This is a genomic window from Pseudomonas sp. Z1-14 (assembly GCF_051132005.1).
Lineage (GTDB): Bacteria > Pseudomonadota > Gammaproteobacteria > Pseudomonadales > Pseudomonadaceae > Aquipseudomonas.
In genome coordinates, this window is sequence record NZ_CP071646.1 from 913691 (window position 1) to 939088 (window position 25398).

The following is a 25398-nucleotide window of genomic DNA, read 5'->3' on the forward strand; positions in this document are numbered from 1 at the left end:
ATTGCAGACCGATAGCAGCGCCCAGCGCGGAACCACAGTCGTGACCCAGGCGGTGGACGTGATGCGTGACCTGGCCCGACACATGCAAACCGCCGGTCAAGGTATCGAGGCCCTGAACGAGCAATCCCTGGTCATCGGGACCATCGTCAAGACCATCAGCGGCATCGCCGAGCAGACCAACCTGCTGGCGCTCAACGCGGCCATCGAGGCTGCTCGGGCCGGTGAGCAGGGACGGGGTTTCGCAGTGGTCGCCGATGAGGTCCGGCAACTGGCTTCGCGAACCAGTCAGGCGACCGACGAGATCATCGGCGTGGTCCGCCAGAACCAGGACATGGCTCGCAATGCCGTGGCGCTGATGACCGATGGTCAACATCAGGCCGAACAGGGCCTGGCCCTGGCAGCCGAGGCGGGAACGGTCATCGTCGAGATCCAGGACGGGGCGAAAAAGGTGGTGGATGCGGTGAGCCAGTTCGCCAATCAGCTGTCGACTTGAGAACTTGCTGAGTGAGCCGCCTTCGCGAGCAGGCGCGCTCCCACAGTTGATCGGGGTTGTCACAGGTATCACGCAGATCCATTGTGGGAGCGAGCCTGCTCGCGAAGGCGTCAACCCATCCACCATCAAACCAAGCGGGCCTCACCTGATCCCCGCGCGCTCAATCCCCCAGCGCCTCTCCCTCACGCCGCGGATCCGCCCCGCCAGCCAGTGAAGCCTTGCCTTGCGCATCGCGCACCCGAACGATGGCCTGGGTGCCGCTGGTCATGTCGATCTCGCTCACCGTGTGGCCCTGGTCTTTCAGCGCCTGGATCAGCGTCGGGCTGAACTGGCCCTGCTCCAGTTCGGTGGCGCCGTTGCGGCTGCCGAAGTTGGGCAGGTTGATGGCGGCTTGCGGGTCCAGGTTCCAGTCCAGCAGGCCGATCACCGACTTGGCGACGTATTCGATGATCTGCGATCCGCCCGGCGAACCAATCGCGGCTAGGAATTCGCCACTCTGGCGATCGAAGATCAGCGTCGGCGCCATGGACGATCGCGGGCGTTTGCCGGGCTCGACGCGGTTGGCGACTTTCTGTCCGTTCTCTTCGGGTATGAACGAGAAATCGGTCATCTGGTTGTTGAGCATGAAGCCCTGCACCATCAAGTGCGAACCGAAGGCCGACTCCACCGTGGTGGTCATCGACACGGCGCCACCCTGGTCATCCACCGCCACCACTTGCGAGGTGGAAATGCGCAGGGGCGAGCGGTCCGGTGCGTAGGCCACCTGAATACCCGGCGGTGTGCCGGGCTTGGCGATACCCATGCTGCGTGGGCCGATCAGGTTCGCGCGACTGGCCAGATAAGCCGGGTCGACCAGACCCTTGAGCGGCACCGGGACAAAGTCCGCATCGGCGACATACTGGGCGCGGTCGGCGTAGGCCAGGCGTTCAGCCTCGGAAATCAGGTGCACCGCTTGCGGCGCCGGCTCGATACCCGCGGGCTTGTCTGACGGTAGCGGTTTCAACGGCGCGAGGGCCGAGCGGCTGTCGCGATGTTCCAGGGCCTGCAATGTCCCGAGGATCTGCGCCACGGCGATCCCGCCGGACGACGGTGGCGCCATGCCACAGACTTGCCAGCGCTTGTAGTCGGTGCACAACGGCGCGCGTTCCCGGGCGGCGTAACCCTTGAGGTCGCTCAGCGAAAGGCTGCCGGGATTGCCATGGCCTTGCACTTTGGCGACGATCTCCGCAGCCACCGGCCCCTCATACAAAGCGCTGGGACCTTCGTGGGCAATACGCGAAAGTACGCCGGCCAAGGCAGGATTTTTCAGCAGCGTGCCCACCGCTTTCGGGCTGCCATCGGCGTTGAGGAAATAGGCGGCCATCTCGGGCGAGCTGGGCAAGGCTGTATCGGCGGCGATCATCGAGTGCAGCCGGGGGGAAATCCTGAAGCCCTGTTCCGCCAGTTTGATGGCCGGCTCGAACAGCGTCGACCATTCCAGGCGACCGTGTTTGCGATGAGCCAGTTCCAGCGCGCGCAACACGCCAGGCGTGCCTACCGAACGGCCGCCAATCTGCGCGGCGGTGAACGGCATGGGTTTGCCGTCGGCCTGGATGAAGAGTTTTTCGCTGGCGCCGGCCGGTGCCGTTTCGCGACCGTCGTAGGTGCGCACCGCCTTGCCGTCCCACAGCACAATGAACGCGCCACCGCCGATGCCGGAAGACTGCGGCTCCACCAGCGTCAGCACTGCCTGCATCGCAATCGCCGCGTCGATGGCCGAGCCTCCACGCCGGAGCATTTCCCGCCCGGCCTCGGCCGCCAGAGGATTGGCCGCAGCGGCCATGTGCCGGTCGGCGTGGCGAGTCTGCAGGTCGGTGCGGTAGCCGGAAGCGATTTCCGGAGCGGTGGGCAATGGCGGGGCAGTCGTGGAGGCGGGCGGCGTCTTACAGGCAACAAGTGTCAGGGCGACGGCCAGCAGCGAAACGGCTGACAGGCGATGAAGATTCGGTTTGAGGTCTGAAAGCACGTGTCGCTCCATCCATGGGCCAGGGATATTGAGGCCGACTGTAGCGATGCGGGACGTGGGGCGCAAATCAGCAAGGGCGTGCTTCTTTCAATAAGCGCTTTTCAGCGTCGCTCCGATAGACACGTCAGGCATTCTGCGCCTGGAGAAAAATCGAAAACAGCTCGGACTGGGACTTGATCCCCAGTTTGCTGTACATGTGCTTCTTATGTACTTTCACGGTCTCGACAGAAATTTCCAGCTTGCGGGCGACTTCCTTGCTGGAGCAGCCACTGAGCATCAAGCGCCCGACATCCAATTCCCGCGCCGTCAATTGCGCGCCTTTGAGCTGCTGCACTGACGCTTCCAGCTGCACTCGCCAGTCGACTTGCGACGGTGCTGGCGCGAGGGCCACGACTTCATTAATTTCGTAAGGCAGGCGCTGGCGCAACAAGCCGAGTACCCAAGGCTGGATCAGCGACAGCAGCGCAATCTGCTCGCCACTGAAGCGCTGCTTGCTGCCCAACGACAGGCACAGCGTGCGGTCGCCTTCGAGCTGGCAATTGAACTGGATTTCATCGGATACCACATTCAGCCGAAAGTAGCGTTGGTAATACTCGGTCAGCTCGAAATGTTCCGGTGCGACTTCCGACAGGCGATACAGCCCGGTGCGCGACTGCTCGCGACAGGCGATGTAGAACGGATCGAGCAGATACAAACCGCGCAGGTAATCCTGGAACAACTGATCGGGGCTGCCGTCCGCGCCCGGGCACTCGGCGAACACTTGCGGGCGCTGGTCGGCACTGAAAAGCAGCGCCACCCAACTGTCGAAGGGCACGTACTGATCCAACAGCCGTACCAGCTGCGTCCAGAAATTGGGCTTGTCCAAGGCGTCGATCAGTTGCCCGACCGAGCGGTGCCACGCGATGTCATCCAGCGAAAGTGTCATGCCCCTACCCCTATCGGGTTACCCCAGCGGCGTGATTTCCCGGCCGCGGGCTTGCTGCGCATACTGGCGCACAGACACCGAGCGGGCAATCTTTCTACCCGCCGATCAAGAACAAGGAATACCCATGAAAGTCGAACTCGCCCAGTTGGCGGGCCGTGATAACGCCACGGCTTACAACCTCGAACGCGCGCTCAAGGCGATTGCCGCGTGTGCCGCCAATACGCAGATGATCGTGTTCCCCGAAACCCACCTGATGGGGTTTCCGTCGCTTGAGACGGTGGCAGAAACCGCCGAACCGCTGGACGGTCCGACCGTCAGCGCGGTGCTCGCTGCGGCTCGGGAACATGACGTTGCCGTGGTGATCGGCGTGGCCGAGAACGACCGCGGCCGCTTTTACAACACCACGCTGCTGGTCACGCCACAAGGCATTGCGCTGAGATATCGCAAGACACACCTGTGGGCGTCGGATCGCGGGGTGTTCGAGGCCGGCGACCGTTACGCCACGTGTGAATGGAAGGGTGTGCGGGTCGGCCTGCTGATTTGCTACGACATCGAATTCCCGGAAACCGCCCGGGCCCTGGCGCAACTGGGGACCGAACTGCTGATCGTCACCAACGGCAACATGGACCCCTACGGCCCGACCCACCGCACCGCGATCATGGCCCGCGCCCAGGAAAACCAGGCGTTTGCGCTGATGGTCAACCGGGTGGAAGAGGGCGACGGCGGGTTGGTGTTTGCAGGCGGCAGTGCGTTGGTGGACCCGCTGGGCAAATTGTTGTTCGAGGCCGGGCGGGAGGAAGGGCAGTTTGCGGTGGAGCTGGACCTGAACCAGCTGACGGCGGCGCGGCATGATTATCGGTATCTGGATGATCAGCGCCTGAAGTTGCCGGGGGAAATTGTCGAGCATGCCTGTGGGTTGCGCGAGCTGCTGATTCCTGCGCGTTGATCCTGATCCTGTGTGGGTAGGGCTGACGCCTTCGCGGGCAGGCCCGCTCCCACACTGGGTGTGTGAACGCCAGAGATCAACTGTGGGAGCGGGCCCGCGCGCGAAGAGGCCCTGAGCAGCAAAATCTCTTTGCTGAAGAAAAACCAGAACAACAACGTAACACCCGAAAACTTGCGCCGAACTCGGCTCTGCCATAAATCCAATAATTCGGAGTAGTCGCTCATGGCTCGTTTACAACGCACCCTGTCATTGGGGTCGGTGGTGCTGTTCGGCATCGCTTATATGACACCGATCATTGTCCTCGGCACCTTCGGCATCCTCGCTCAGTCCACCGCCGGCATGGTCCCCGCCGCTTATCTCGCGGCATTGGTGGCGATGTTTTTCACCGCGATGAGCTACGGCCGCATGGCCGCAGCGTTTCCCGTCGCCGGTTCGGCCTACAGCTACGTGCGCAAGGCGATCAGCCCGAAACTCGGGTTCATCGCCGGTTGGGCGGTGCTGCTCGATTATCTGTTCCTGCCCATGGCGATCTGGCTGATCGGCGCGGCCTACCTCCATTCCGCATTCCCGGCGGTGCCGCAGTGGATCTGGGTGCTGCTGTTCATCGGCATAACCAGTGCGATCAATATCGTCGGTCTGAAACTGGCCAACGGTATCAACGCGTTATTGATGCTGGTGCAGTTCCTGGTACTGATCGCCTTCGTTGCGCTGTGCGTCCATTACATCGGTGGTGATGCGAGCACACCGTTGTGGTCGGTCAAGCCGTTCTTCAATGGAGACATGCAGATGCCGCTGATCATGAGCGGTGCGGCCATTGCCTGTTATTCGTTCCTCGGGTTCGACGCGGTCAGCACCTTGACCGAAGAAACCCGCGACCCACGCCGGACCATTCCGCGCGCGATCATGCTGATCACCCTGATCGGCGGATTGATCTTCGTCAGCGTGTCGTATTTCGTGCAGGCCGCGCATCCGTCGTTCCAGTTCGACAGCGTCGATGCGGCGGCCTATGAAATTGCCCGCAATATCGGTGGCGACCTGTTCGTGTCGATCTTCCTGATCGGCCTGATCGTTGGTCAGTTCGCGTCGGGGCTGTCGGCTCAGGCCAGCGGCTCGCGGCTGCTGTTCGCCATGGGCCGTGACGGTGTGCTGCCAAAATCCTTCTTCGGTACCTTGCATGAGCGCTTCGGGACGCCGATCAACAGCATCCTGTTGTGCGCAGTGGTCGCGTTGCTGGCGCTGAAACTGGACGTCACCACCTCCACCTCGTTCATCAACTTCGGCGCGTTCCTGGCGTTCAGCCTGGTGAACCTGTCGGTGATCTTTCACTACTGGATCGGCGCAGAAAAGAAGGGCCCGCGTGAATTCGTATTGTTCCTGCTGTTCCCGTTCATAGGGCTGGCAGCGGATGTGTGGCTGATGGTCAGCCTCGACCACCTGGCGATCTATCTTGGCCTGAGTTGGCTGGCGATCGGCGTGGTGTACCTGGCGGTGCTGACGGGCGGCTTCCAGCGCCAGCCACCGGAGATGGATTTCCAGGAGACTGCATAACCGCACTGCAACCTGGAGGGATATACGAAGGAGGGGAGAAGGAGATACAGCCAGAAACAAGAAAGCCCGCACTAGGCGGGCTTCTTGTTGTTCAAAGACATTCGAGAACATCTTTGAACAGGACTTGGTGGCTACACAGGGACTTGAACCCCGGACCCCAGCATTATGAATGCTATGCTCTAACCAACTGAGCTATGTAGCCAAGTGGCGCGCATTATTCGCTGGTAACGAAGATGTGTCAAGCGTGAATCCAAAATATTTCTCTGCGCTTTCAACCGCTTATCCATCCCCGCCGCCAGCGCTCGTCAGTTGAGTTGAAATCTCCCCGTGTTCGCGCTCAAGGCCTGGCTGCCTTGGCTCAATGTGTCCGCCGCCAGGTTCACGGCGCGGGCACCTTCCAGCAAGCGCATGGCGGCCTGATCCACCTGTTGGATATTGCCGCTGACTTCGTCGGCGGTGCTGGCCTGTTCGTCAACCGCGGTGGCGATTTGCGCCAGGGTATCGGTGACGCTTTGCACGGCGCTGGCAATTTCGCCCAGTCGTTCGCCAAGCCCGGTGACGGCTTGGGCGTCGGTCTGGGCCTGGCCGCAGGCGGCTTCCATCAGGTTGACGGCCTCGTTGACCGTGGCGCGCAGGCTGTCGACGGTGCCGGCAATCTGCTGCGTCGAGGACTGGGTGCGCTGCGACAGGCTGCGCACTTCATCGGCAACCACGGCAAACCCGCGGCCTTGTTCGCCGGCGCGGGCGGCCTCGATGGCGGCGTTGAGCGCCAGCAGGTTGGTCTGCTCGGCCACGCCACGAATGGTGTCGACCACCAATTGGATCTGCTGGCCCTGCTCGCTGACCCGGCCCAGCGCCGCGGCGGTTTCGTTGAGACGCTGGTTGAGTTGCTGGATGCTCGCCGTGGTGCGCTGGCTGTCGCGACTGCTGTCGGCGGCGATCTGGCGGGTCTGTTGGGCGCTGTCGGATGCCTGTTCACAACTTCTCGCGACGCCTTGGGACGTTGCCGCCAGTTGCGTCGCGGCAGCGGCGATCTGGCTGATCTGTATCTGTTGTGCCTCGACCTCGCCCAGGGCTCCGCTGGAATGGGTGTTGAGGGTGCGCACGGCATCGCTCAGTTGCAGGGTCTCGTGGTCGACGCCCAGCAGGCTGTTGCGCAATTGCACCACGGCGACGTTGAGAGCGGTGCTGATCGCCGCCAGTTCGTCGCGGCCCTGCACCGGCACTTGCACGCTCAGGTTCCCGTCACGCAGGGCTTCGGCCAGCACGGTGATGCCGCTGGCGCTGCGCCGGATCGAGGTCTGCAGGCAGATGAACAGATACAGCGCGGCCAGCAGCAGGCAGCCCAGCACGGTGGCCACCAAGGTGAACTGACGGATCGCCGAGCTGTGATAGTGCTCCAGCCGGTTATCCAGAGCGGTCAATGATTGTTGGCGCAGGGTCGCCAGATCGAGGAGGAGGGCATCCATCTGTTTCTCGAAGCCTTCCGGCTTGAGATTGATGGCGCCGCCGAACACGCCGTCATCGAGGATTTTCAAACCACCGTCGAGGTTTTTCAGGCTGCCCTGGAACTGGCCGGCCCAGGTTTGCAGCTCGCTGGGCAGGCGCGTTTCCAGCAGCGCACCGGTCTTGACCAACTGGTCCCGGGCATCGCCGATGCGGCTGCGCAAGTCGCGCAGTTGCAGGCGGCTCTGCAAAGTGAACTGGCCTGACACCACCGAGGCCTGGCCAACGCTGGCCAGGCGGCCGACACGTTCGATCAGGTCGGGTGTCTGCTGGGTCGAGATCTGGGTCAGCAGATAGGTTTCCAGCCAGGAGGCGAGCGTCAGGCGATTGTCCATGACGATCTGTTCACGCAACGCTTGCAGCGCGCCGAGGGCCGCGGTGAAACGATCATAGCCGTCCGGCCACCAACCGACCGTGCCGAGGCTTTTGGAATCCAGGCCGTTGAGGCTGGTTTGCAATGTCTGATAGCGGGCGAGGGTGTCGGCCTCCGCGCCTTCGGCTTGCAGGGTCGCGCCGAGGTCGCTGGCGGCCTGGTTGAGCGCCGGTTGCACGGCATCGAACGCGGCCATGGCGGCCAGTGTCGCCGGGGTCGGTTGGCGGTTGGTTTCCGTTGCTCTCCAGCGCGCCGCGCGATTGCGCTGGGCGGCGAGCAGGTTGTCCAGGTTGTCCAGCGCCAGCAACTGACGCACCCCGGCACGTTCCCCGGAAATTAGGTTGAGCTTGTCCCGGTAATCCTGGCCGATCAGCCACAGGCTGCCCATGAGCGGCAGGATGAACAACAGGAACAACAATTGGAATTTACGGGCGAAACCAAAATGCCCCAGCAACCGGATGCCCGGTGATAGAAAAGCCTGCATGCCCATACTCCCCTGAACACCCTTTGCACTGTTTTTGTGCGTTTCGACACGCTTGTCGAAACAGGTGCCCTTTTAAAAGGCCTCGAAAGTTTGTCCAGGCTGGCTCTGTGGGCCTGCTCTGTAGCGAAACTTCCCATTCTCGGTCCCCTTTGTAAGGAGCCGCGTCGTAGAGCATAAACAAGGCAAGATTCAGACCATGGCGTTGCGCTATCACCTTGTTCGGCGACTATTTTTTATAGGTAGATAGCAAGCTAAGGGGATAGCCTTGCCGCACCGAAAAATGGCACATTGACGCACCTGCCCGTGTGCACCCATCCGCCGTATGGAAACTCCCATGGCTATCAGCAATACCCAGGCCGACACGACGTCGCCAGCCGCTACGCCTCAAAGCAGCCCGTTAGTCATGCGCATCATTGGTGCGGTGGCGCTGGCCCATCTGATCAATGACCTGATCCAGGCCGTGCTGCCGTCAATCTATCCAATGCTCAAGGAAAGCTACGGCCTGACGTTTACCCAGGTCGGCCTGATCACGCTGACCTTCCAGCTCACGGCCTCGCTGCTGCAGCCCTGGGTGGGTTACCACACTGATCGACACCCCAAGCCCTGGCTTTTGCCGGCAGGAACAATCTGCACCTTGGTCGGTATCGTGATGATGTCGATGGTCGGCAGTTTTGCCTTGATCCTGCTGGCGGCCGGATTGATCGGAATCGGCTCCTCGACCTTCCACCCCGAAGCGTCGCGCGTGGCACGCCTGGCCTCCGGCGGCCGCTACGGCCTGGCACAATCGACGTTCCAGGTGGGCGGCAACGCCGGTTCCGCCTTCGGGCCGTTGCTGGCGGCGGCGATCATCATTCCCTACGGGCAGGGCAACGTGGCCTGGTTTGGCTTGTTCGCGCTGTTCGCCTTGTTCGTGCTGTACCGCATCAGCCGCTGGTACGCCAATCACCTGAACCTGTTCAAGCTCAAGCAAGGCCAGGCGGCGACCCACGGCTTATCCAGGGGCCGGGTCTTGAGCGCCTTGGTGGTGCTGGGGTTACTGGTGTTTTCCAAGTATTTCTACATGGCCAGTTTCACCAGCTACTTCACCTTCTACCTGATCGAGAAATTCGACTTGTCGGTGGCGTCTTCCCAGTTGCACCTGTTCCTCTTTCTTGGCGCGGTAGCGGCCGGAACGTTTTTTGGCGGACCGATCGGTGACCGGATCGGACGCAAGGCGGTGATCTGGTTCTCGATCCTCGGCGTGGCGCCATTCACGCTGATCCTGCCTCACGTTGATCTGCTGTGGACCAGTATCCTCAGCGTGGTGATCGGCTTCATCCTGGCCTCGGCATTCTCCGCCATCGTGGTGTATGCCCAGGAACTGGTGCCGGGCAATGTCGGGATGATTGCCGGCGTGTTCTTCGGCCTGATGTTCGGTTTCGGTGGGATCGGTGCCGCGCTGCTGGGGCATCTGGCAGACATCCGTGGCATCGAATATGTGTACTGGTTGTGTTCGTTCCTGCCGCTGCTTGGGGTGCTGGCGATTTTCCTGCCGAGGACCAAAAAGGCCTGAGTCGGGCGCAATGCTCCTTCCTGATATTCGTTTCTGACCGTGGCGAGTGAGCAAGCGTCCTCGCTACGGTCCTCAGACACTCGCAATAATCTGGCACGGATGCGGACGGTGAGGCTTCTTTGCTACTCTGAGCGCCTTCTATCATGGACGGATACTGGACACGCTATGGCTGGACACGCCCCTTCACGCCTTGGACAAACACTGCTGGGCCTGCTCTTCGCCCTGATTGGCATTGTGTTGTTGGGCGGCACCGTTCTTCTCATCCTCGAACGCCACGAATTTCTCGCCCGAGCGCAGATCGCCGATGGCATCGTCAGTCGGTTGAATGCCGGTGGTTCTCACCCCGAAATCGCGTTCACTACCGGCAAAGGTGAAAAAATTTCCTACCCCCAGGGTGGCTTCATCTTCGGCTATGAGCCGGGGCAGCCGGTGCGAGTGTATTACTTGCCCGAGCAGCCGGCCGACAACCCCATCATCGTTGATCGAGGCGCCCTGTGGGGGACGCCTGTGATGCTGGGGGCAATGGGGCTGTTCTTCACGCTGGTCGGCTCGCTGAAAGCCATCCGCCAGCGCGGTCGCGGTGCGGTTCATTCACTTAAAGGACTTTGAACGTATGAGCTATAACATCCCGATCCCGGTCAACAAAAGTCGCTGGACATATCAGACCGCCAGCGGTGGCGGTCTGACCGTGGTCATGGTGGCGGGCAGTGGCGGTTCGATCATCCTGCGTTCGCCCCAGGGCGAGGACATCAGTTACCGCTATGGCGGCGTCGGTGTAGGTGCGGGGATTGGCGCGCGATTGCCGCGCTTTGGCAAGATCAATATCCAGATCAAGGGCAAGAGCGTATCGGGTGCGGGTGCGGCGGAGTCTTTTTTCAGCATTGGCCGGGTGTTTGTCAGCGACGCCCTGGCCGATCGCGACCTCACCAGCGACGATATCACGGGGCCTTGCATGTATACCGAGGCGGGCTTCGGCTTGGTGGGAGGCGTTTCGGGCACTGCTCTGCTGTTCGGGCTCGATCCGAAGCTGTTGGCATTGTCGGTGGCCCTGAGCTCCAACCCGGCGACCTCGCTCATTGCGTCCGCCACCGTCAGTCGCCGATTGGCTCTGTCAGCCAAGGGAGCGCTGCTCATGGGGGGGGTGAACGCTGGCCTGCAGGCCGGTGGTGGCGCTGCGATCTATATGGGCTATCTTTTTTAGCCACGGCGGGGTTGATCGCACAAGGCGCTTTGCTACCCACCGTCACCGATCCGTAGCCGTTGCCAGGTTCGAATAGACGAATCACCCTTCACCTGACTGAGTCGTTGGCTCGCTCCATGTACGGGAGCGAGTCGATGGTTTCCGTCACCAGTGCACCCCGACGCCAGACGTTCCTTTGGTCGTCTTCCTCCAGCCGCAAGTGAACTTGCCGCTCGTTGATATCTCCGTAAAAAAGCGATCATCTCGATCAGCTCCGACGAGGCCAGTGGCCACCAAAACCACTGGTCTTGCTCAGGGGCGGGCGGCGTGCAAACCCTGATCGCTTTACTAGAGTGACGAATCCAGCACCCATTTAAAGGATTAAACCATGGCAACTACCGATAGCACGGGAACCGGTTCCCATATCGTGAGAACGGGCCCGGGCACTGTCCAGGTCGACCTCACCGGCCATTCCGATGACAACCAGAGCATCATTATCCAGCCGGACGGCAAGATACTGATTGGCGGTTATACCGAATACCTGGCATGGGGTTACCCCGGCGCGCCAGGCGAGGAAAGCTACGGCTACGAACAGAACCATTCGGTTGTCCGCCTGAACGCGGATGGCAGCCTGGACACCGGCTTCCACGACGGCGGCGTCGACATTGTTCCTGCCACAATAGCCCCGTCGTCCCGCTACGAGCTGACGGCGGTGCAGGCCGATGGCAAGGTGCTTGTCGCTGTCGCGCTGAACACCGGCATACAGGTGGAGCGCTTCAACAGCGACGGGACACGCGATGCAGCCTTTGGTCAGAACGGCGCCGTGACGGTCGCCATCAGCCATGACTTCAAGGACATCGACCTGACAGCCAACACGGACGGCACCTTCCAGGTCAGCGCGCGCGGGTTCGACCAGGCCACTATCACCAAGGTCGGCGATGACGGCACCTTCGTCGACGGCTTTGGCAGCGAGGGCGTGCTGACCGTCAACATTGCCGAAGACCCGTATTTCAACGGAGCAATCTCTACTGCGGTGCAGGCCGATGGAGGTGTCGTGGTCGGGGCTGCCTACAATGCCGCCGGGGCGGGTGATCCGACGTTCGCGTTACAGCGCTACAACCCCGACGGTCAATTGGACACCCGTTTTGGTGACAACGGTGTCCTGCGCTTGAGCGCTGCGATGGGTTTTGGCGAAGACTCGACGGTCACTATTCAGGCTGACGGCAAGATCGTTGTCATGGGCCACGCTCAGGGCGGTACCTTGGCCACCATCGCGCGGCTTAACGCTGACGGGTCCTTCGACAGCCACTTTGGCGATAACGGCAGGGTGACCTTCGAGGCCGACACGCCAGTGGCATTGACGGTACAGGCAGATGGCAGGATCCTGGCCGCCGGCACGAGCAACGGCGATTTCAATGTCATCCGCTTGAACGCCGATGGCAGTCTGGACAGCAGTTTCGGCAGCCAGGATGGCAAGCTCCATGTGGATGGGCACGCCGGTGAGGAAATCCTGCGGGGGACCGCTGCCGCCGAAATCATCCACGGCCTGGCCGGCGACGATGTGCTCCAGGGCAATGGCGGGCGTGACGTTCTGCAAGGTGGCGCTGGCGCGGACATCTTCCGCTTTACCGAACTGGGCGACAGTTTCCGCACGGCTGCGCTGAACAATAGCGACCGGGTCCGGGACTTCGATGTGTCACAGGACCGCATCGACCTGATTGGCCTGGGCTTCACCGGAATTGGCGACGGCCATGACGGCACCTTGGCCATCCAGGCCAGCGCGGACGGCTCCCGCACCTACCTCAAGAGCTACGACGCCGATGCCGCCGGGCAACGCTTTGAACTGTCCCTGGACGGCAATCTGGTAGGGCAACTGAACAGCACCAATCTGGTGTTTACCGCGCCCACCGTCGAAGGTACGTCTGCCAACGATACGATCACCGGTTCGGCCTTGTCAGAGATCATCCGTGGCCTGGACGGCAATGACCGTATCAATGGCGGCGCCGGACCAGACGTCATCATCGGTGGCGCGGGCGCCGACCGTCTCAACGGCGGAGACAGGGCCGACATTTCGTTGTGGACGGACAATCGGGAAAACGCCGACGTATTCCGCTATCTCTCCACCGAAGACAGCTACCGTACCGACAGCCAGAGCTTTGCCGACCTTATCGAGGGCTTTACGGTTGACGACAAGATCGATGTATCGGCACTGGGCTATACCGGCTTCGGAGAGGGGACGGACACGACGCTGAAGTTGGTTTACAACGAGGCATTGGACCGCACTTACCTGAAGGATGCGGAAGCGGACGCGCAAGGCCATGCGTTCCAGATTGCGCTGGCTGGGGACTGGCGGGAAAGCCTTGGCGAAGACAACATGGTCTTTGCTCCCGCTGCGGCTCCCGACGCCGAATTAGGCCTGATCGGGGTGGTGCCAGACGTCGATCAATGGCATTTGTTGAGTTGACGCCCATAAAAAAACACCGCGTGACAGTTGCTGCCACGCGGTGTTTTTTTTATTTCAAACGTTGAAGCGGAAGTGCATCACGTCGCCATCCTTGACGATGTATTCCTTGCCTTCCAGACGCCATTTGCCGGCTTCCTTGGCACCGGCTTCGCCCTTGTACTGGATGAAATCCGAGTAGGCGACGACTTCGGCGCGGATGAAGCCTTTTTCGAAGTCGGTGTGGATCACGCCGGCGGCTTGCGGGGCGGTCGCGCCAACACGAACGGTCCAGGCGCGGACTTCTTCGACACCGGCGGTGAAGTAGGTCTGCAGGTGAAGCATTTCGTAGCCGGCGCGGATCACGCGGTTCAGGCCAGGCTCTTCCAGGCCCAGGGCCTCGAGGAACATGTCCTTCTCTTCACCGTCGTCCAGCTCGGCGATTTCCGCTTCGATCTTGTTGCAGACCGGAACGACCATGGCACCTTCTTCTTCGGCGATGGCCTTGACCACGTCCAGGTGCGGGTTGTTCTCGAAGCCGTCTTCAGCGACGTTGGCGATGTACATGACCGGCTTTGTGGTCAGCAGGTGGAAGCCCTTGATCACCAGTTTTTCATCGGTGCTCATGTTCTTCATCAAGCTGCGGGCAGGGTTGCCTTCAGTGAAGTGGGCGATCAACTGCTCAAGCAGGCCCTTCTGGACTACTGCGTCCTTGTCGCCACCCTTGGCGTTGCGAGCGACTTTCTGCAGTTGTTTTTCGCAACTGTCGAGGTCGGCAAAAATCAATTCCAGGTCGATGATTTCGATGTCGCGTTTCGGGTCGACGCTGTTGGAAACGTGAATCACGTTTTCGTCTTCAAAGCAGCGCACCACGTGGGCGATTGCATCGGTTTCACGGATGTTCGCCAGGAACTTGTTGCCCAGGCCTTCACCTTTCGAGGCGCCCGCCACCAGGCCGGCGATATCGACGAATTCCATGGTGGTCGGCAGGATGCGCTTGGGGTTGACGATGGCTGCCAGAGCTTCCAGGCGCGGGTCGGGCATCGGCACGATGCCGCTGTTCGGCTCGATGGTGCAGAAGGGGAAGTTCTCGGCCGCGATCCCGGATTTGGTCAGGGCGTTGAACAGGGTGGACTTGCCGACGTTAGGCAGGCCGACGATGCCGCAATTGAATCCCATGGTGTTTCCCCTCGGATAAGTGTCAAGCCTTCTGGCTGTGCAGGTTTTTCATCGCACGGTTCCATTCACCGGCGAGGATATCCGGCAGCACGCCGAGGGCAAAATCGATGCTGGCATCGAGTTTTTCCTGTTCGGCGCGAGGCGCGCGACCCAGGACAAAGTTTGAAACCATACTGGCAACGCCCGGGTGGCCGATGCCGAGCCGCAGGCGGTAGAACGTATTCTGATTGCCCAGTTGCGCGATGATGTCGCGCAACCCGTTGTGACCGCCATGGCCGCCGCCCTGCTTGAGCTTGGCAACGCCCGGAGGCAGATCGAGTTCGTCGTGGGCCACCAGGATTTCTTCAGGCTTGATGCGAAAGAAACCGGCCAATGCCGCCACGGCCTGGCCGCTGCGGTTCATGTAGGTGGTGGGAATCAACAGGCGAACATCCTGACCTTGATGCGAGAAGCGCCCGGTCAGGCCGAAATATTTGCGATCGGCAGCCAGGCTGACGCCTTGGGCGTGCGCGATGCGCTCAACAAAAAGGGCCCCTGCGTTATGCCGGGTCTGTTCGTATTCAGCGCCTGGATTTCCCAGGCCAACGATCAGTTTGATGGCAGTCACGATAGGGGCCCTTCCTGGAGTGTGGATAACATGTCGCGGTCAGGTGTATGGCGACAACGAACGAAAATTGCGGATCTACCGTTAAGTAAACTTCGCGTTCTTGCCCGTTGTCTCGCTACGTTCCAGTCCGCGATGTTTCCGGTCACCCCGGCGACAGAGTGAAATTACTCTGCAGCGCCTTCTTCAGTAGCTTCTGGAGCAACACGTGGAGCGTGGACGTTGGCAACAGCCTTGTCATCACCGTGAGCCAGGGCAACAAACTCAACGCCTTTAGGGGCCTTGAGGTCGGACAGGTGAATGATCGTGCCGATTTCGGCGTCAGCCAGGTCGACTTCGATGAATTCAGGCAGGTCTTTCGGCAGGCAGGAAACTTCCAGCTCGGAAGTCACGTGCGAGATCTCGCCGCCTTTCTTGACCGGAGCAGCTTCGTTGATGAAGTGCACTGGAACAACAGCAGTCAGCTTCTGACCGGCAACAACGCGGACGAAGTCAGCGTGCATCACGTGGCCTTTGGCCGGGTGACGCTGCAGGGCTTTGATCACGACGTTTTGCTTGGTGCCACCAACGTTCAGCTCGATGATGTGGCTGTAGGCCGCTTCGTTTTCGAGCAGTTTGGCAACTTCTTTGGCCAGCATGCTGATGGACTCAGGGGCTTTGTCGCCACCGTAGACTACAGCTGGAACCAGGCTTGCGAGACGACGCAGGCGGCGGCTCGCACCTTTCCCCAGGTCGGAACGCACTTCAGCATTCAGAGTAAAATCGTTCATGTTGTATCTCCAAAATAGCCATAACCGAGTGGCGTTTGCGACCAGCGCCAGGCACGGTATGGGCAAAAAAGCCCCGCCCCGACAGGTGATGCCGGGGCGGGGCGCTTTTCGTCAACGAGACATCCTGGAAAGGGCAGGGCCCTTAACGGAACATCGCACTGATCGATTCTTCATTGCTGATGCGGCGAACCGCCTCGGCAACCACCGGTGCGATATCCAGTTGACGGATACGCGCACAGGCTTGTGCTGCAGCGGACAGCGGGATGGTATTGGTTACCACCAGCTCGTCCAGCACGGAATTTTCAATGTTTTCGATCGCTCGACCCGACAGCACAGGGTGTGTGCAGTAGGCAAAGACCTTGGCAGCGCCATGCTCTTTCAGGGCCTTGGCCGCGTGGCACAGGGTGCCGGCGGTATCGACCATGTCATCGACCAGAATACAGGTACGCCCTTCGACGTCGCCGATGATGTGCATCACTTCGGAGTGATTGGCCTTCTCACGGCGTTTGTCGATGATACCCAGATCCACGCCCAGGGATTTGGCAACAGCCCGTGCACGCACGACGCCGCCGATATCCGGGGACACGATCATCAGGTTTTCGAAGCGCTGATCTTCAATGTCATCCACCAGGACCGGGGAGCCGTAGATGTTGTCCACGGGAATATCGAAGAAGCCCTGGATCTGGTCAGCATGCAGATCGACCGTGAGTACACGATCGATGCCGACTACGGTCAGCATATCGGCGACGACTTTCGCGCTGATAGCCACACGTGCGGAACGCGGACGGCGATCCTGACGGGCATAACCAAAGTAAGGAATAACAGCAGTAATACGAGTAGCCGAGGAGCGGCGGAAGGCATCAGCCATCACGACGAGTTCCATCAGGTTATCGTTGGTCGGAGCGCAAGTCGGCTGAATAATGAAGACGTCTTTACCGCGAACGTTTTCATTGATCTCGGCAGTGATTTCGCCGTCGGAGAACTTACCGACAGAAATGTCACCGAGAGGGATATGCAGCTGACGTACTACACGCCGAGCCAGATCGGGGTTAGCGTTCCCCGTAAAGACCATCATCTTGGACACGCGCAGTACCTGAAGGCTGAGGGTATACCTGGATGAGTATAGGAAAATGGCAGGGGCGGCTGGATTCGAACCAACGCATGGCAGGATCAAAACCTGCTGCCTTACCGCTTGGCGACGCCCCTGTATCTGTTGCTGCGAGTGCCCAGCACTCGATTCCTTTTAGAGCAGACTTTGCAGCTTGCGATGCAACATCGAAACGTTGCTTCCCTTTGCTACAAACCCTGTAAGGGTCTCTGTCAGAAGGGCCGAGACTTTATCAGCTTCAGCTTTGCTTGGGAAGCCCCCAAACACACAACTTCCAGTTCCGGTGAGTTTTGCTTCGGTAAATTTACCTAACAAATTCAAAGCGTTACGAACATCTGGATAACGCCTTGCTACCACCGGTAAGCAGTCATTTCGACTGTTTCCCTTGGGAACGGGGCGCACTTTAATGGGCTCCGAGTTACGTGTCAACAGCGGATCTGAAAAAATTTCTGCTGTACTTACAGATACTTGCGGCACCAGTACCAGATACCAGGGTTCTTCGGGTTCCACCGGGGTGAGTTTTTCCCCGACGCCCTCGGCAAAAGCCGCGTGGCCACGCACGAAAACCGGTACGTCGGCGCCCAGTGTCAGGCCCAGCGCTGCCAGGCGATCCAGGTCCCAGCCAAGCTGCCACAAATGGTTTAGGCCCAGCAGAGTCGTCGCCGCATTCGAACTGCCGCCACCGATACCGCCGCCCATGGGCAGGATTTTTTCGATCCAGATGTCGATGCCCAGTGAACAACCGGATTGCTCCTGGAGTTTTTTCGCGGCCTTGACGATCAGGTTGCTGTCATGGGGTACGCCGTCGAACTCGGTGTGAAGATAGATCACGCCGTCATCGCGTACGGCAAAGGTGATCTCGTCGCCGTAGTCGAGGAACTGAAAAATCGTCTGCAATTCGTGGTAACCGTCCGGACGCCGGCCGAGGATATGCAGCATCAGGTTGAGCTTGGCCGGGGAGGGCAGCGTCAGGCGTGTTGCGCTCATGTCATTGCCCCAGCTTGCGCGGCTGCCATTGCTTGATGACCAGCGTGACGTCGAGGTTGCTGCCGTGCAGCTTGATGCGCTCGGGCAACCAGTAACCGTTCTGCTGGGCATAGCTGAGGTATTCGATCTGCCACTCATCCTGTTCCAGATTGGACAGGCGACTGTCGGCATCCAAGGTCAGGCGGCTTTTGCTGTCCGGCGCCGGAAGGCCGCGGACCCACCAGGTAAGGTGCGATACCGGCAGTTTCCAGCCCAGCTGTTCTTCCAGCAACGCCTCGGGGCTGGGCGCCTCGTAGCGTCCCTGGTTGGCGACTTCCAGCGAAACCTGGCCTGGCCTGCCGGTCAGCCGTGCCGCGCCACGACCCAGCGGGCCGGAAAGGCGAATGTCGTAGTAATCCTGGCGCTGCAACCAGAACAAGGTGCCGCTGCCCGAGTCTTTAGGCGCGCGAATACCGATCTTGCCGTCGATCTGCCAGCCGTCGAGGCCGCTCAGTTGTTCCTTGTGCGCGCGCCACTGGGCCTGGTTGCCTTGGCCCTGGACGGATTCACGGGCGCCGAAGCCCGCGCAACCGGCGAGCAGGGCGATAAAGCTGAAGACGATGAAGTGGCGCAAAAACATGGCTTAAAGAGTCTCTGATCCGGTCAGGCGTTTGATGGTGCTGCGCAGAATCGGGCTGTCGGGCTGTTCCTTGAGGAATTTGCTCCAGATTTGCCGGGCCTCGCGCTGTTTGCCGTTGGCCCACAGGACTTCACCCAGGTGAGCGGCTACTTCCTGGTCGGGGAAGCGCTCCAGGGCCTGGCGCAACAGGCGTTCGGCTTCGTCGAGATTGCCCAGGCGGAAATTCACCCAGCCAAGGCTGTCGAGCACAGCAGGGTCTTCCGGATTGATCTGATGGGCTTTCTCGATCAGCACCTTGGCTTCATCGTAGCGGGTGGTGCGATCCGACAAGGTGTAGCCGAGGGCGTTGAGCGCCATGGCGTTGTCGGGATCACGCTGGATGATCAGACGCAGGTCCTTTTCCATCTGGGCCAGGTCATTGCGTTTTTCCGCCAGCATGGATCGGGTATACAACAGGTTCAGGTCGTCCGGGTATTGCTTCAAGGCTTGTTGCAGCACGGCCCAGGCTTTGTCGCTCTGGTTGTTCGCCGCCAGGGTCTCGGCCTCGATCAGGTAGAGCTGGATGCCGTAGTCCGGCTGGGTGTCGCGCTGGATGGCCAGGCGACTCTGGGCCTCGGCCGCCCGACCATTGCCGATCAGGATGTCGGCCTGGCGCAACTGCGCGGGCAGGTAGTCGTTACCCGGGCCGACCTGGGCGTACTCGATCAGCGCGCTTTCGGGGTCGTTGCGTTCTTCGGCGATGCGCCCCAGGTTCAGGTGGGCCGAATCGACGTGGCTTTCGCGGGCGATCAGGTCTTCCAGATAGCCCTTGGCTTCTTCCCAGGCCTTGGCTTCCAGGCAGACCAACGCCAGCGAATAGCGCAGGTCGTCGTCTTCAGGGTACTGCTGGACCAGGCTGGAAAACTCGACCTTGGCATCATCCATGCGGTTGTTTTCCACCAGCATGCGTGCATAGGTGAGGCGCAGGCGTTTGTCGTCCGGGTATTTCTTGATGCTTTTTTCCATCAGCGGCAGGGCTTCATCGCCGCGATTCATGCTTTGCAAGAGGCGGGCGCGCAGCAGGATAGGCGCCACTTCGCCGGGTTCCGGCGGGTTGTCTTCCAGCAGCGTGAGGGCGCCCTGGGAGTCGCCGTTCTGTTGCAAGAGCAAGGCCTTGCCAAAAATCAGCTGCCCGTTGTTCGGGTGACGCTGCAGCAGGCGGTCGAAACTCTTCATCAGGCCGTCGCGGGTTTCCTGGTCGGTATCGGCCGCAGACAGCGCGAGGAAATCGAAATGGGTATCGCCCTTGCCCAGCAGGACTTTCTCCATATACATCATGGAGTCGTCGTAACGGCCGGCGCGCGCCAGTTGCACGGCGGCGGCGCGTTGCGCTTCGAGATCGTCCGGTGCGTTCCTGGCCCAGATCAACGCCGTATCCAGCGCGGGCTGGTCGGCCCCCAGGTATTCGGCGATGCGAAAGGCCCGCTCGGAGATGCCCGGGTCCTGGGTGTTGACGGCCTGGGTCACGTAGTTGTCCAGGGCAATATCGAAGCGATTGCGCTGGCCGGCGAGTTCGGCGCTCAACAGGCTGAAGATGGTTTCTTCGCTGAACGATCCGTAGACCTTGGGCTTTTCGGGGGTCGGGGTGGTGTCTTCGACCGGTGGCGTACCGTCCGTCGAGACGGGGGCCATGGACTGGCAGCCGCCGAGGAAGGCAAAAGCGAGGAGCAACGCGAAAGATCTATTCATATAGGAAGAGGGCGACTAACCTGCGGTCGGATCATCATGACACAAGCCATCGGCCAAACATAACCGAGTCTCGGTGGATGCCTCATAGGCACAGGTAATTGTGACAATAGTCGGTGGTGGTTGTTCTGAATCTGACGAAGTAGGACAATTGCCGGCTTCACGTCACCACCAGCGACCTTGAATGGCCTTCCTTGCACTTGGTATCAACCACAAGACTGCTTCAGTAGACGTCCGCGAGCGCGTGGCCTTTACGCCTGAGCAGCTGGTGGAGGCCCTGCAGCAGCTCTGCCGACTCACCGACAGCCGAGAAGCCGCGATTCTCTCCACCTGCAATCGCAGTGAGCTTTATATAGAGCAGGATCACGTTTCGGCCGACTCGGTGCTGCGCTGGCTGGCCCAATACCATGATCTGAGCCTTGAAGAGCTGCGCGCCAGTGCCTATGTGCATGAGGACGATGCGGCAGTTCGTCACATGATGCGCGTCGCCTCCGGGCTCGATTCGCTGGTGCTGGGCGAACCGCAGATTCTCGGCCAGATGAAATCGGCCTACGCCGTGGCCCGCGAGGCCGGAACGGTTGGCCCGCTGCTGGGGCGTCTGTTCCAGGCCACCTTCAATGCCGCCAAGCAAGTACGCACCGACACGGCCATTGGCGAAAACCCGGTGTCCGTGGCGTTCGCCGCCGTCAGCCTGGCGAAACAGATTTTCAGTGATCTGCAACGCAGCCAGGCGCTGTTGATCGGCGCGGGCGAGACCATCACCCTGGTCGCCCGGCACCTGCACGACCTCGGCGTGAAGCGCATTGTGGTCGCCAACCGCACCCTGGAGCGCGCCAGCACCCTGGCCGAGCAGTTTGGCGCTCATGCAGTGCTGCTCTCGGACATTCCCGCCGAGCTGGTGCACAGCGACATCGTCATCAGTTCCACCGCCAGCCAATTGCCGATCCTCGGCAAGGGCGCGGTGGAAAGTGCCCTGAAGCTGCGCAAGCACAAGCCGATCTTCATGGTCGATATCGCCGTTCCCCGCGACATCGAGCCGGAAGTTGGCGAACTCGACGACGTTTACCTCTACAGTGTCGATGACCTGCACGAAGTCGTCGCCGAGAACCTCAAGAGCCGTCAGGGCGCGGCTCAGGCGGCAGAGGAAATGATCACCGTCGGCGCCGAGGACTTCATGGTGCGCCTGCGCGAGCTGGCGGCGGTGGATGTGCTCAAGGCGTATCGTCAGCAAAGCGAGCGGCTGCGCGACGAAGAACTGCAAAAGGCCCAGCGCCTGCTGGCCAACGGCGGCAGCGCCGAAGAGGTGTTGGTGCAACTGGCGCGTGGCCTGACCAACAAATTGCTTCACGCGCCCAGTGTCCAGCTCAAGAAGCTGACCGCCGAAGGCCGCCTCGATGCGCTGGCCATGGCCCAGGAACTTTTCGCCCTCGGTGAAGCTTCACCGGATGGCTTATCGGATAAGAAACCGCAATGAAAGCGTCACTGCTCAATAAGCTGGATATTCTCCAGGACCGTTTCGAGGAACTGACCGCCTTGCTGGGCGATGGCGAAGTCATTTCCGACCAGAACAAATTTCGCACCTACTCCAAGGAGTACGCGGAAGTCGAGCCGATCGTTGCGACCTACAAGCAGTTGCTCAAGGTGCAGAGCGACCTTGAGGGCGCCCAGGCGCTGCTCAAGGACAGCGATCCGGACCTGCGCGAGATGGCCGTGGAAGAAGTTCGCGAAGCCAAGGAGCAACTGGTCGAGCTGGAAAGCAACCTGCAACGCATGCTGTTGCCCAAGGACCCGAACGACGGGCGCAACGTGTTCCTCGAAATCCGCGCCGGCACTGGCGGCGACGAGGCGGCGATCTTTTCCGGCGACCTGTTCCGCATGTATTCGCGCTACGCCGAGCGTCGCGGCTGGCGGGTCGAGATCCTCTCGGAAAACGAAGGCGAACACGGCGGCTATAAAGAAGTCATCGCCCGGGTCGAGGGCGATAACGTCTATGGCAAGTTGAAGTTCGAGTCCGGCGCCCACCGCGTACAACGCGTGCCGGCCACCGAATCCCAGGGGCGCATCCACACGTCCGCCTGCACCGTGGCGGTCTTGCCCGAGCCGGACGAACAGGAAGCCATCGAGATCAACCCGGCGGACCTGCGCGTCGACACCTACCGGTCCTCCGGCGCGGGCGGCCAGCACGTGAACAAGACCGACTCGGCGATCCGCATCACGCACTTGCCCTCGGGCATCGTGGTGGAGTGCCAGGAAGAGCGCTCCCAGCACAAGAACCGCGCGCGGGCGATGGCCTGGTTGTCGGCCAAGCTCAACGACCAGCAAACCAGCGCCGCCGCCAATGCCATCGCCAGCGAACGCAAGCTGCTGGTGGGCTCGGGCGACCGTTCCGAGCGGATCCGTACCTACAACTTTGCCCAGGGCCGGGTCACCGACCACCGTGTCAACCTGACCCTGTATTCCCTCGACGAAATTCTTGCAGGTGGTGTCGACGCCGTCATCGAGCCCTTGCTCGCTGAATACCAGGCCGACCAGCTGGCCGCGATTGGCGAGTAAGCAGAGGTAAACCCATGACCATCATCGCCAGCTTGCTTCGCGCCGCGCAATTGCCGGATTCGCCCAGCCCACGACTGGACGCCGAGCTGTTGCTGGCCGCCGCCCTGGGCAAGTCCCGCAGCTTCCTGCACACCTGGCCCGAGCGAATCGTGCCGAGCGAGGCGGCGCTGTTGTTTTCCGAATACTTGCGTCGCCGTCGCTCCGGCGAGCCGGTGGCTTATATTCTCGGGCAGCAGGGTTTCTGGAAGCTCGATCTGGAAGTCGCGCCCCATACGCTGATCCCACGACCCGACACCGAACTGTTGGTCGAGACCGCACTGGCATTGTTGCCAGCCACGCCCGCCCGGGTCCTCGACCTTGGCACCGGCAGCGGCGCGATTGCCCTGGCGCTGGCCAGCGAGCGTCCGGCCTGGAATGTCACGGCGGTCGACCGGGTGCTGGAAGCCGTAGCCCTGGCCGAGCGCAATCGTCAGCGCCTGGGCCTGCGCAATGTCACGGTGCTCAGCAGTCACTGGTTCAGCGCCCTGGAAGGCGAGCGTTTCGACCTGATCATCAGCAACCCGCCTTATATAGCCGCCAGCGATCCGCACCTGGCCGAGGGCGATGTGCGCTTCGAGCCGGCCAGTGCGCTGGTGGCGGGGGCGGACGGTCTCGACGACTTGCGTGCAATCATCGCCCAGGCCCCCGATCATCTCGAGACAGGCGGCTGGCTGATACTGGAGCACGGTTATGACCAGGCCGAGGCGGTGCGCGGTCTGTTGCAAAAGCAAGGGTTTGCCGAAGTCCACAGTCGCAAGGATCTGGGTAATCACGAACGCATCAGCCTGGGACGCCTGCCGTGCTGAATGATCAAGAACTGCTGCGCTACAGTCGCCAGATTCTGTTGCAGCACATCGACATCGATGGGCAGCTGCGCCTCAAGCAGGGCCGCGTATTGATCATCGGCCTCGGGGGCCTGGGCGCCCCGGTGGCGTTGTACCTGGCCGCCGCCGGCGTCGGCGAGTTGCACCTGGCGGATTTCGACACGGTCGACCTGACCAATCTTCAGCGACAGATCATTCACGACACCGATAGCGTCGGCCTCACCAAGGTCGATTCGGCGGTGCGTCGCCTGACCGCCATCAATCCCGAGGTTCGCCTGGTTTCCCATTCGACCGCCATGGATGAAGACTCCCTGGCCGGCGCGGTGGCGGCGGTGGATGTGGTGCTCGACTGTTCCGACAACTTTGCTACCCGCGAAGCGGTGAATGCGGCGTGTGTCACCGCCGCCAAGCCCCTGGTCAGCGGCGCAGCGATTCGCCTGGAAGGGCAACTGTCGGTATTCGACCCACGTCGCCCCGAAAGTCCTTGTTACCACTGCCTTTACGGGCATGGCAGCGAAGCCGAGCTGACCTGCAGCGAAGCCGGTGTGCTTGGGCCGCTGGTGGGTTTGGTAGGCAGTCTCCAGGCGCTGGAAGCCTTGAAGTTGCTGGCGGGTTTCGGTGAGCCCCTGGTGGGGCGCCTGCTGCTGATCGATGCCCTGGGCACGCGTTTTCGCGAACTACGCGTCAAGCGCGATCCGCGCTGCGGTGTCTGCGGTAACCGGCATGCGTGAGGCGCCGGTCGGTGTGTTCGACTCGGGTGTCGGCGGGCTGTCGGTGCTGGGGGAAATCCGTCGGCTGTTGCCCAATGAGTCGCTGCTGTACGTTGGTGACTGCGGGCATATTCCCTATGGCGAAAAAAGCCCGGAATTCATCCGGCAGCGCTGCGCGGTCATTGCCGACTTTTTCCAGCGCGAGGGCGCCAAGGCCCTGGTGGTGGCCTGTAACACCGCGACAGTTGCCGGGGTGGCTGACCTGCGTCGCGACTACCCCGACTGGCCCATCGTTGGTATGGAGCCGGCGGTCAAGCCGGCTGCCGCCGCGACGCGAAGCGGCATCGTTGGCGTGCTGGCAACGACTGGCACCTTGCAGAGCGCCAAATTTGCCGCGTTGCTCGACCGCTTCGCCACGGATGTCCGCGTGATCACGCAGCCCTGTCCGGGGCTGGTGGAATTGATCGAGGCGGGCGACCTGCACAGTTCGGCCTTGCACCAACTGCTACAGGGCTACGTCAACCCGTTGCTGGCGGCTGGCTGCGACACACTGATCCTTGGATGTACCCACTATCCATTCCTCAAGCCGTTGCTCAAACAGATGATCCCGGCCCATATCAGCCTGATCGATACGGGCGCCGCCGTGGCCCGGCAACTCCAGCGCTTGTTGGCGGAGCGGGCGCTACTGGCTGACGGGCCTGCCAGCGAAACTCAGTTCTGGAGTAGCGCTGATCCGATACATTTAAGAAATATCCTACCGATGCTATGGAATTCGTCTGGCATTGTGCGAAGCTTCGTTCTGTAAAAAAACGTGAAAATTATGTGAAT

21 protein-coding genes, 2 tRNA genes and 1 pseudogene are annotated in these 25398 nt (G+C 61.2%); 12 read left to right on the top strand and 12 right to left on the bottom strand.

The window, feature by feature from the left end; all coding sequences use genetic code 11:
- Positions 1-61 precede the first annotated feature (61 nt).
- A pseudogene (locus J3P89_RS04310) lies at positions 62-493 on the top strand (methyl-accepting chemotaxis protein); the annotation flags it as partial.
- Positions 494-653: 160 nt separating this feature from the next.
- Here J3P89_RS04310 and ggt read toward each other — a convergent pair.
- Both ggt and J3P89_RS04320 read right to left on the bottom strand, forming a co-directional pair.
- Entirely contained in the window at positions 654-2498 is a 1845-nt protein-coding gene (gene ggt, locus J3P89_RS04315) for a gamma-glutamyltransferase (protein ID WP_434696790.1), read from the bottom strand.
- A gap of 124 nt (positions 2499-2622) precedes the next feature.
- Entirely contained in the window at positions 2623-3423 is an 801-nt protein-coding gene (locus tag J3P89_RS04320) for a helix-turn-helix transcriptional regulator (protein ID WP_305498821.1), read from the bottom strand.
- 124 nt (positions 3424-3547) lie between these two features.
- Between J3P89_RS04320 and J3P89_RS04325 the strand changes: the two genes are divergently transcribed.
- Entirely contained in the window at positions 3548-4369 is an 822-nt protein-coding gene (locus J3P89_RS04325; protein WP_434696791.1) for a carbon-nitrogen hydrolase family protein, read from the top strand.
- A 222-nt stretch (positions 4370-4591) separates the two neighbouring features.
- Positions 4592-5917 (top strand): APC family permease, encoded by a 1326-nt coding sequence (locus J3P89_RS04330; RefSeq protein WP_434696792.1) that lies wholly within the window; start codon positions 4592-4594, stop codon positions 5915-5917.
- Between the two features lie 125 nt (positions 5918-6042).
- On the opposite strand, the gene J3P89_RS04335 is transcribed toward J3P89_RS04330, so the two are convergent.
- Together J3P89_RS04335 and J3P89_RS04340 are read right to left on the bottom strand one after the other, a co-directional pair.
- A tRNA-Met gene (locus tag J3P89_RS04335) sits at positions 6043-6119 on the bottom strand.
- Positions 6120-6222: 103 nt separating this feature from the next.
- Positions 6223-8280, bottom strand: coding sequence for a methyl-accepting chemotaxis protein (locus J3P89_RS04340; protein ID WP_434696794.1), 2058 nt, complete (start codon positions 8278-8280; stop codon positions 6223-6225).
- Positions 8281-8614: 334 nt separating this feature from the next.
- Here J3P89_RS04340 and J3P89_RS04345 point away from each other — a divergent pair, with 334 nt between their 5' ends.
- The 4 genes from J3P89_RS04345 to J3P89_RS04360 all read left to right on the top strand — a co-directional run bounded on the left by J3P89_RS04345 (position 8615) and on the right by J3P89_RS04360 (position 13476).
- Positions 8615-9832: an MFS transporter gene (locus tag J3P89_RS04345; RefSeq protein WP_434571834.1), complete on the top strand. Its 1218-nt coding sequence runs from the start codon at positions 8615-8617 to the stop codon at positions 9830-9832.
- Positions 9833-9997: 165 nt separating this feature from the next.
- Entirely contained in the window at positions 9998-10441 is a 444-nt protein-coding gene (locus tag J3P89_RS04350; RefSeq protein ID WP_434696795.1) for a DUF3592 domain-containing protein, read from the top strand.
- A 4-nt stretch (positions 10442-10445) separates the two neighbouring features.
- Positions 10446-11033 (top strand): hypothetical protein, encoded by a 588-nt coding sequence (locus tag J3P89_RS04355; RefSeq protein WP_434696796.1) that lies wholly within the window; start codon positions 10446-10448, stop codon positions 11031-11033.
- 367 nt (positions 11034-11400) lie between these two features.
- Positions 11401-13476: a calcium-binding protein gene (locus J3P89_RS04360; protein WP_434696797.1), complete on the top strand. Its 2076-nt coding sequence runs from the start codon at positions 11401-11403 to the stop codon at positions 13474-13476.
- Between the two features lie 54 nt (positions 13477-13530).
- On the opposite strand, the gene ychF is transcribed toward J3P89_RS04360, so the two are convergent.
- From ychF to J3P89_RS04400, 8 genes are all read right to left on the bottom strand, one after another.
- Complete coding sequence (gene ychF / locus J3P89_RS04365; protein WP_434696798.1) at positions 13531-14631, bottom strand: redox-regulated ATPase YchF; 1101 nt, start codon at positions 14629-14631, stop codon at positions 13531-13533.
- Positions 14632-14653: 22 nt separating this feature from the next.
- On the bottom strand, positions 14654-15238 hold the full coding sequence (gene pth / locus J3P89_RS04370; RefSeq protein WP_047735973.1) for an aminoacyl-tRNA hydrolase: 585 nt from the start codon (positions 15236-15238) through the stop codon (positions 14654-14656).
- Between the two features lie 164 nt (positions 15239-15402).
- Complete coding sequence (locus J3P89_RS04375) at positions 15403-16005, bottom strand: 50S ribosomal protein L25/general stress protein Ctc (protein ID WP_186612429.1); 603 nt, start codon at positions 16003-16005, stop codon at positions 15403-15405.
- Positions 16006-16147: 142 nt separating this feature from the next.
- On the bottom strand, positions 16148-17089 hold the full coding sequence (locus tag J3P89_RS04380) for a ribose-phosphate pyrophosphokinase (protein ID WP_003171603.1): 942 nt from the start codon (positions 17087-17089) through the stop codon (positions 16148-16150).
- Between the two features lie 47 nt (positions 17090-17136).
- Positions 17137-17211: transfer RNA gene (locus J3P89_RS04385), tRNA-Gln, on the bottom strand.
- Positions 17212-17248: 37 nt separating this feature from the next.
- Positions 17249-18100, bottom strand: a complete 852-nt coding sequence (gene ispE, locus J3P89_RS04390) for a 4-(cytidine 5'-diphospho)-2-C-methyl-D-erythritol kinase (RefSeq protein WP_434696800.1) — start codon at positions 18098-18100, stop codon at positions 17249-17251.
- Between the two features lies 1 nt (position 18101).
- Positions 18102-18719: a lipoprotein insertase outer membrane protein LolB gene (lolB, locus tag J3P89_RS04395; RefSeq protein ID WP_434696801.1), complete on the bottom strand. Its 618-nt coding sequence runs from the start codon at positions 18717-18719 to the stop codon at positions 18102-18104.
- Between the two features lie 3 nt (positions 18720-18722).
- Complete coding sequence (locus J3P89_RS04400) at positions 18723-20447, bottom strand: tetratricopeptide repeat protein (protein ID WP_434696802.1); 1725 nt, start codon at positions 20445-20447, stop codon at positions 18723-18725.
- A gap of 181 nt (positions 20448-20628) precedes the next feature.
- Here J3P89_RS04400 and hemA point away from each other — a divergent pair, with 181 nt between their 5' ends.
- The 5 genes from hemA to murI are packed head-to-tail and all read left to right on the top strand — an operon-like array spanning position 20629 to position 25375.
- Complete coding sequence (gene hemA / locus J3P89_RS04405) at positions 20629-21918, top strand: glutamyl-tRNA reductase (protein ID WP_305498845.1); 1290 nt, start codon at positions 20629-20631, stop codon at positions 21916-21918.
- Entirely contained in the window at positions 21915-22997 is a 1083-nt protein-coding gene (prfA, locus tag J3P89_RS04410) for a peptide chain release factor 1 (RefSeq protein WP_305498846.1), read from the top strand. The genes hemA and prfA overlap by 4 nt, the downstream gene beginning before the upstream one ends.
- A gap of 14 nt (positions 22998-23011) precedes the next feature.
- Positions 23012-23842, top strand: coding sequence for a peptide chain release factor N(5)-glutamine methyltransferase (gene prmC, locus J3P89_RS04415; RefSeq protein WP_434696803.1), 831 nt, complete (start codon positions 23012-23014; stop codon positions 23840-23842).
- Positions 23836-24591, top strand: coding sequence for a molybdopterin-synthase adenylyltransferase MoeB (locus J3P89_RS04420; protein ID WP_434571848.1), 756 nt, complete (start codon positions 23836-23838; stop codon positions 24589-24591). The genes prmC and J3P89_RS04420 overlap by 7 nt, the downstream gene beginning before the upstream one ends.
- Positions 24584-25375 carry a glutamate racemase gene (gene murI, locus J3P89_RS04425; RefSeq protein ID WP_434628342.1) on the top strand — a complete coding sequence of 264 codons (792 nt, stop codon included), beginning with the start codon at positions 24584-24586 and terminating at the stop codon, positions 25373-25375. The genes J3P89_RS04420 and murI overlap by 8 nt, the downstream gene beginning before the upstream one ends.
- Positions 25376-25398: the final 23 nt, after the last annotated feature.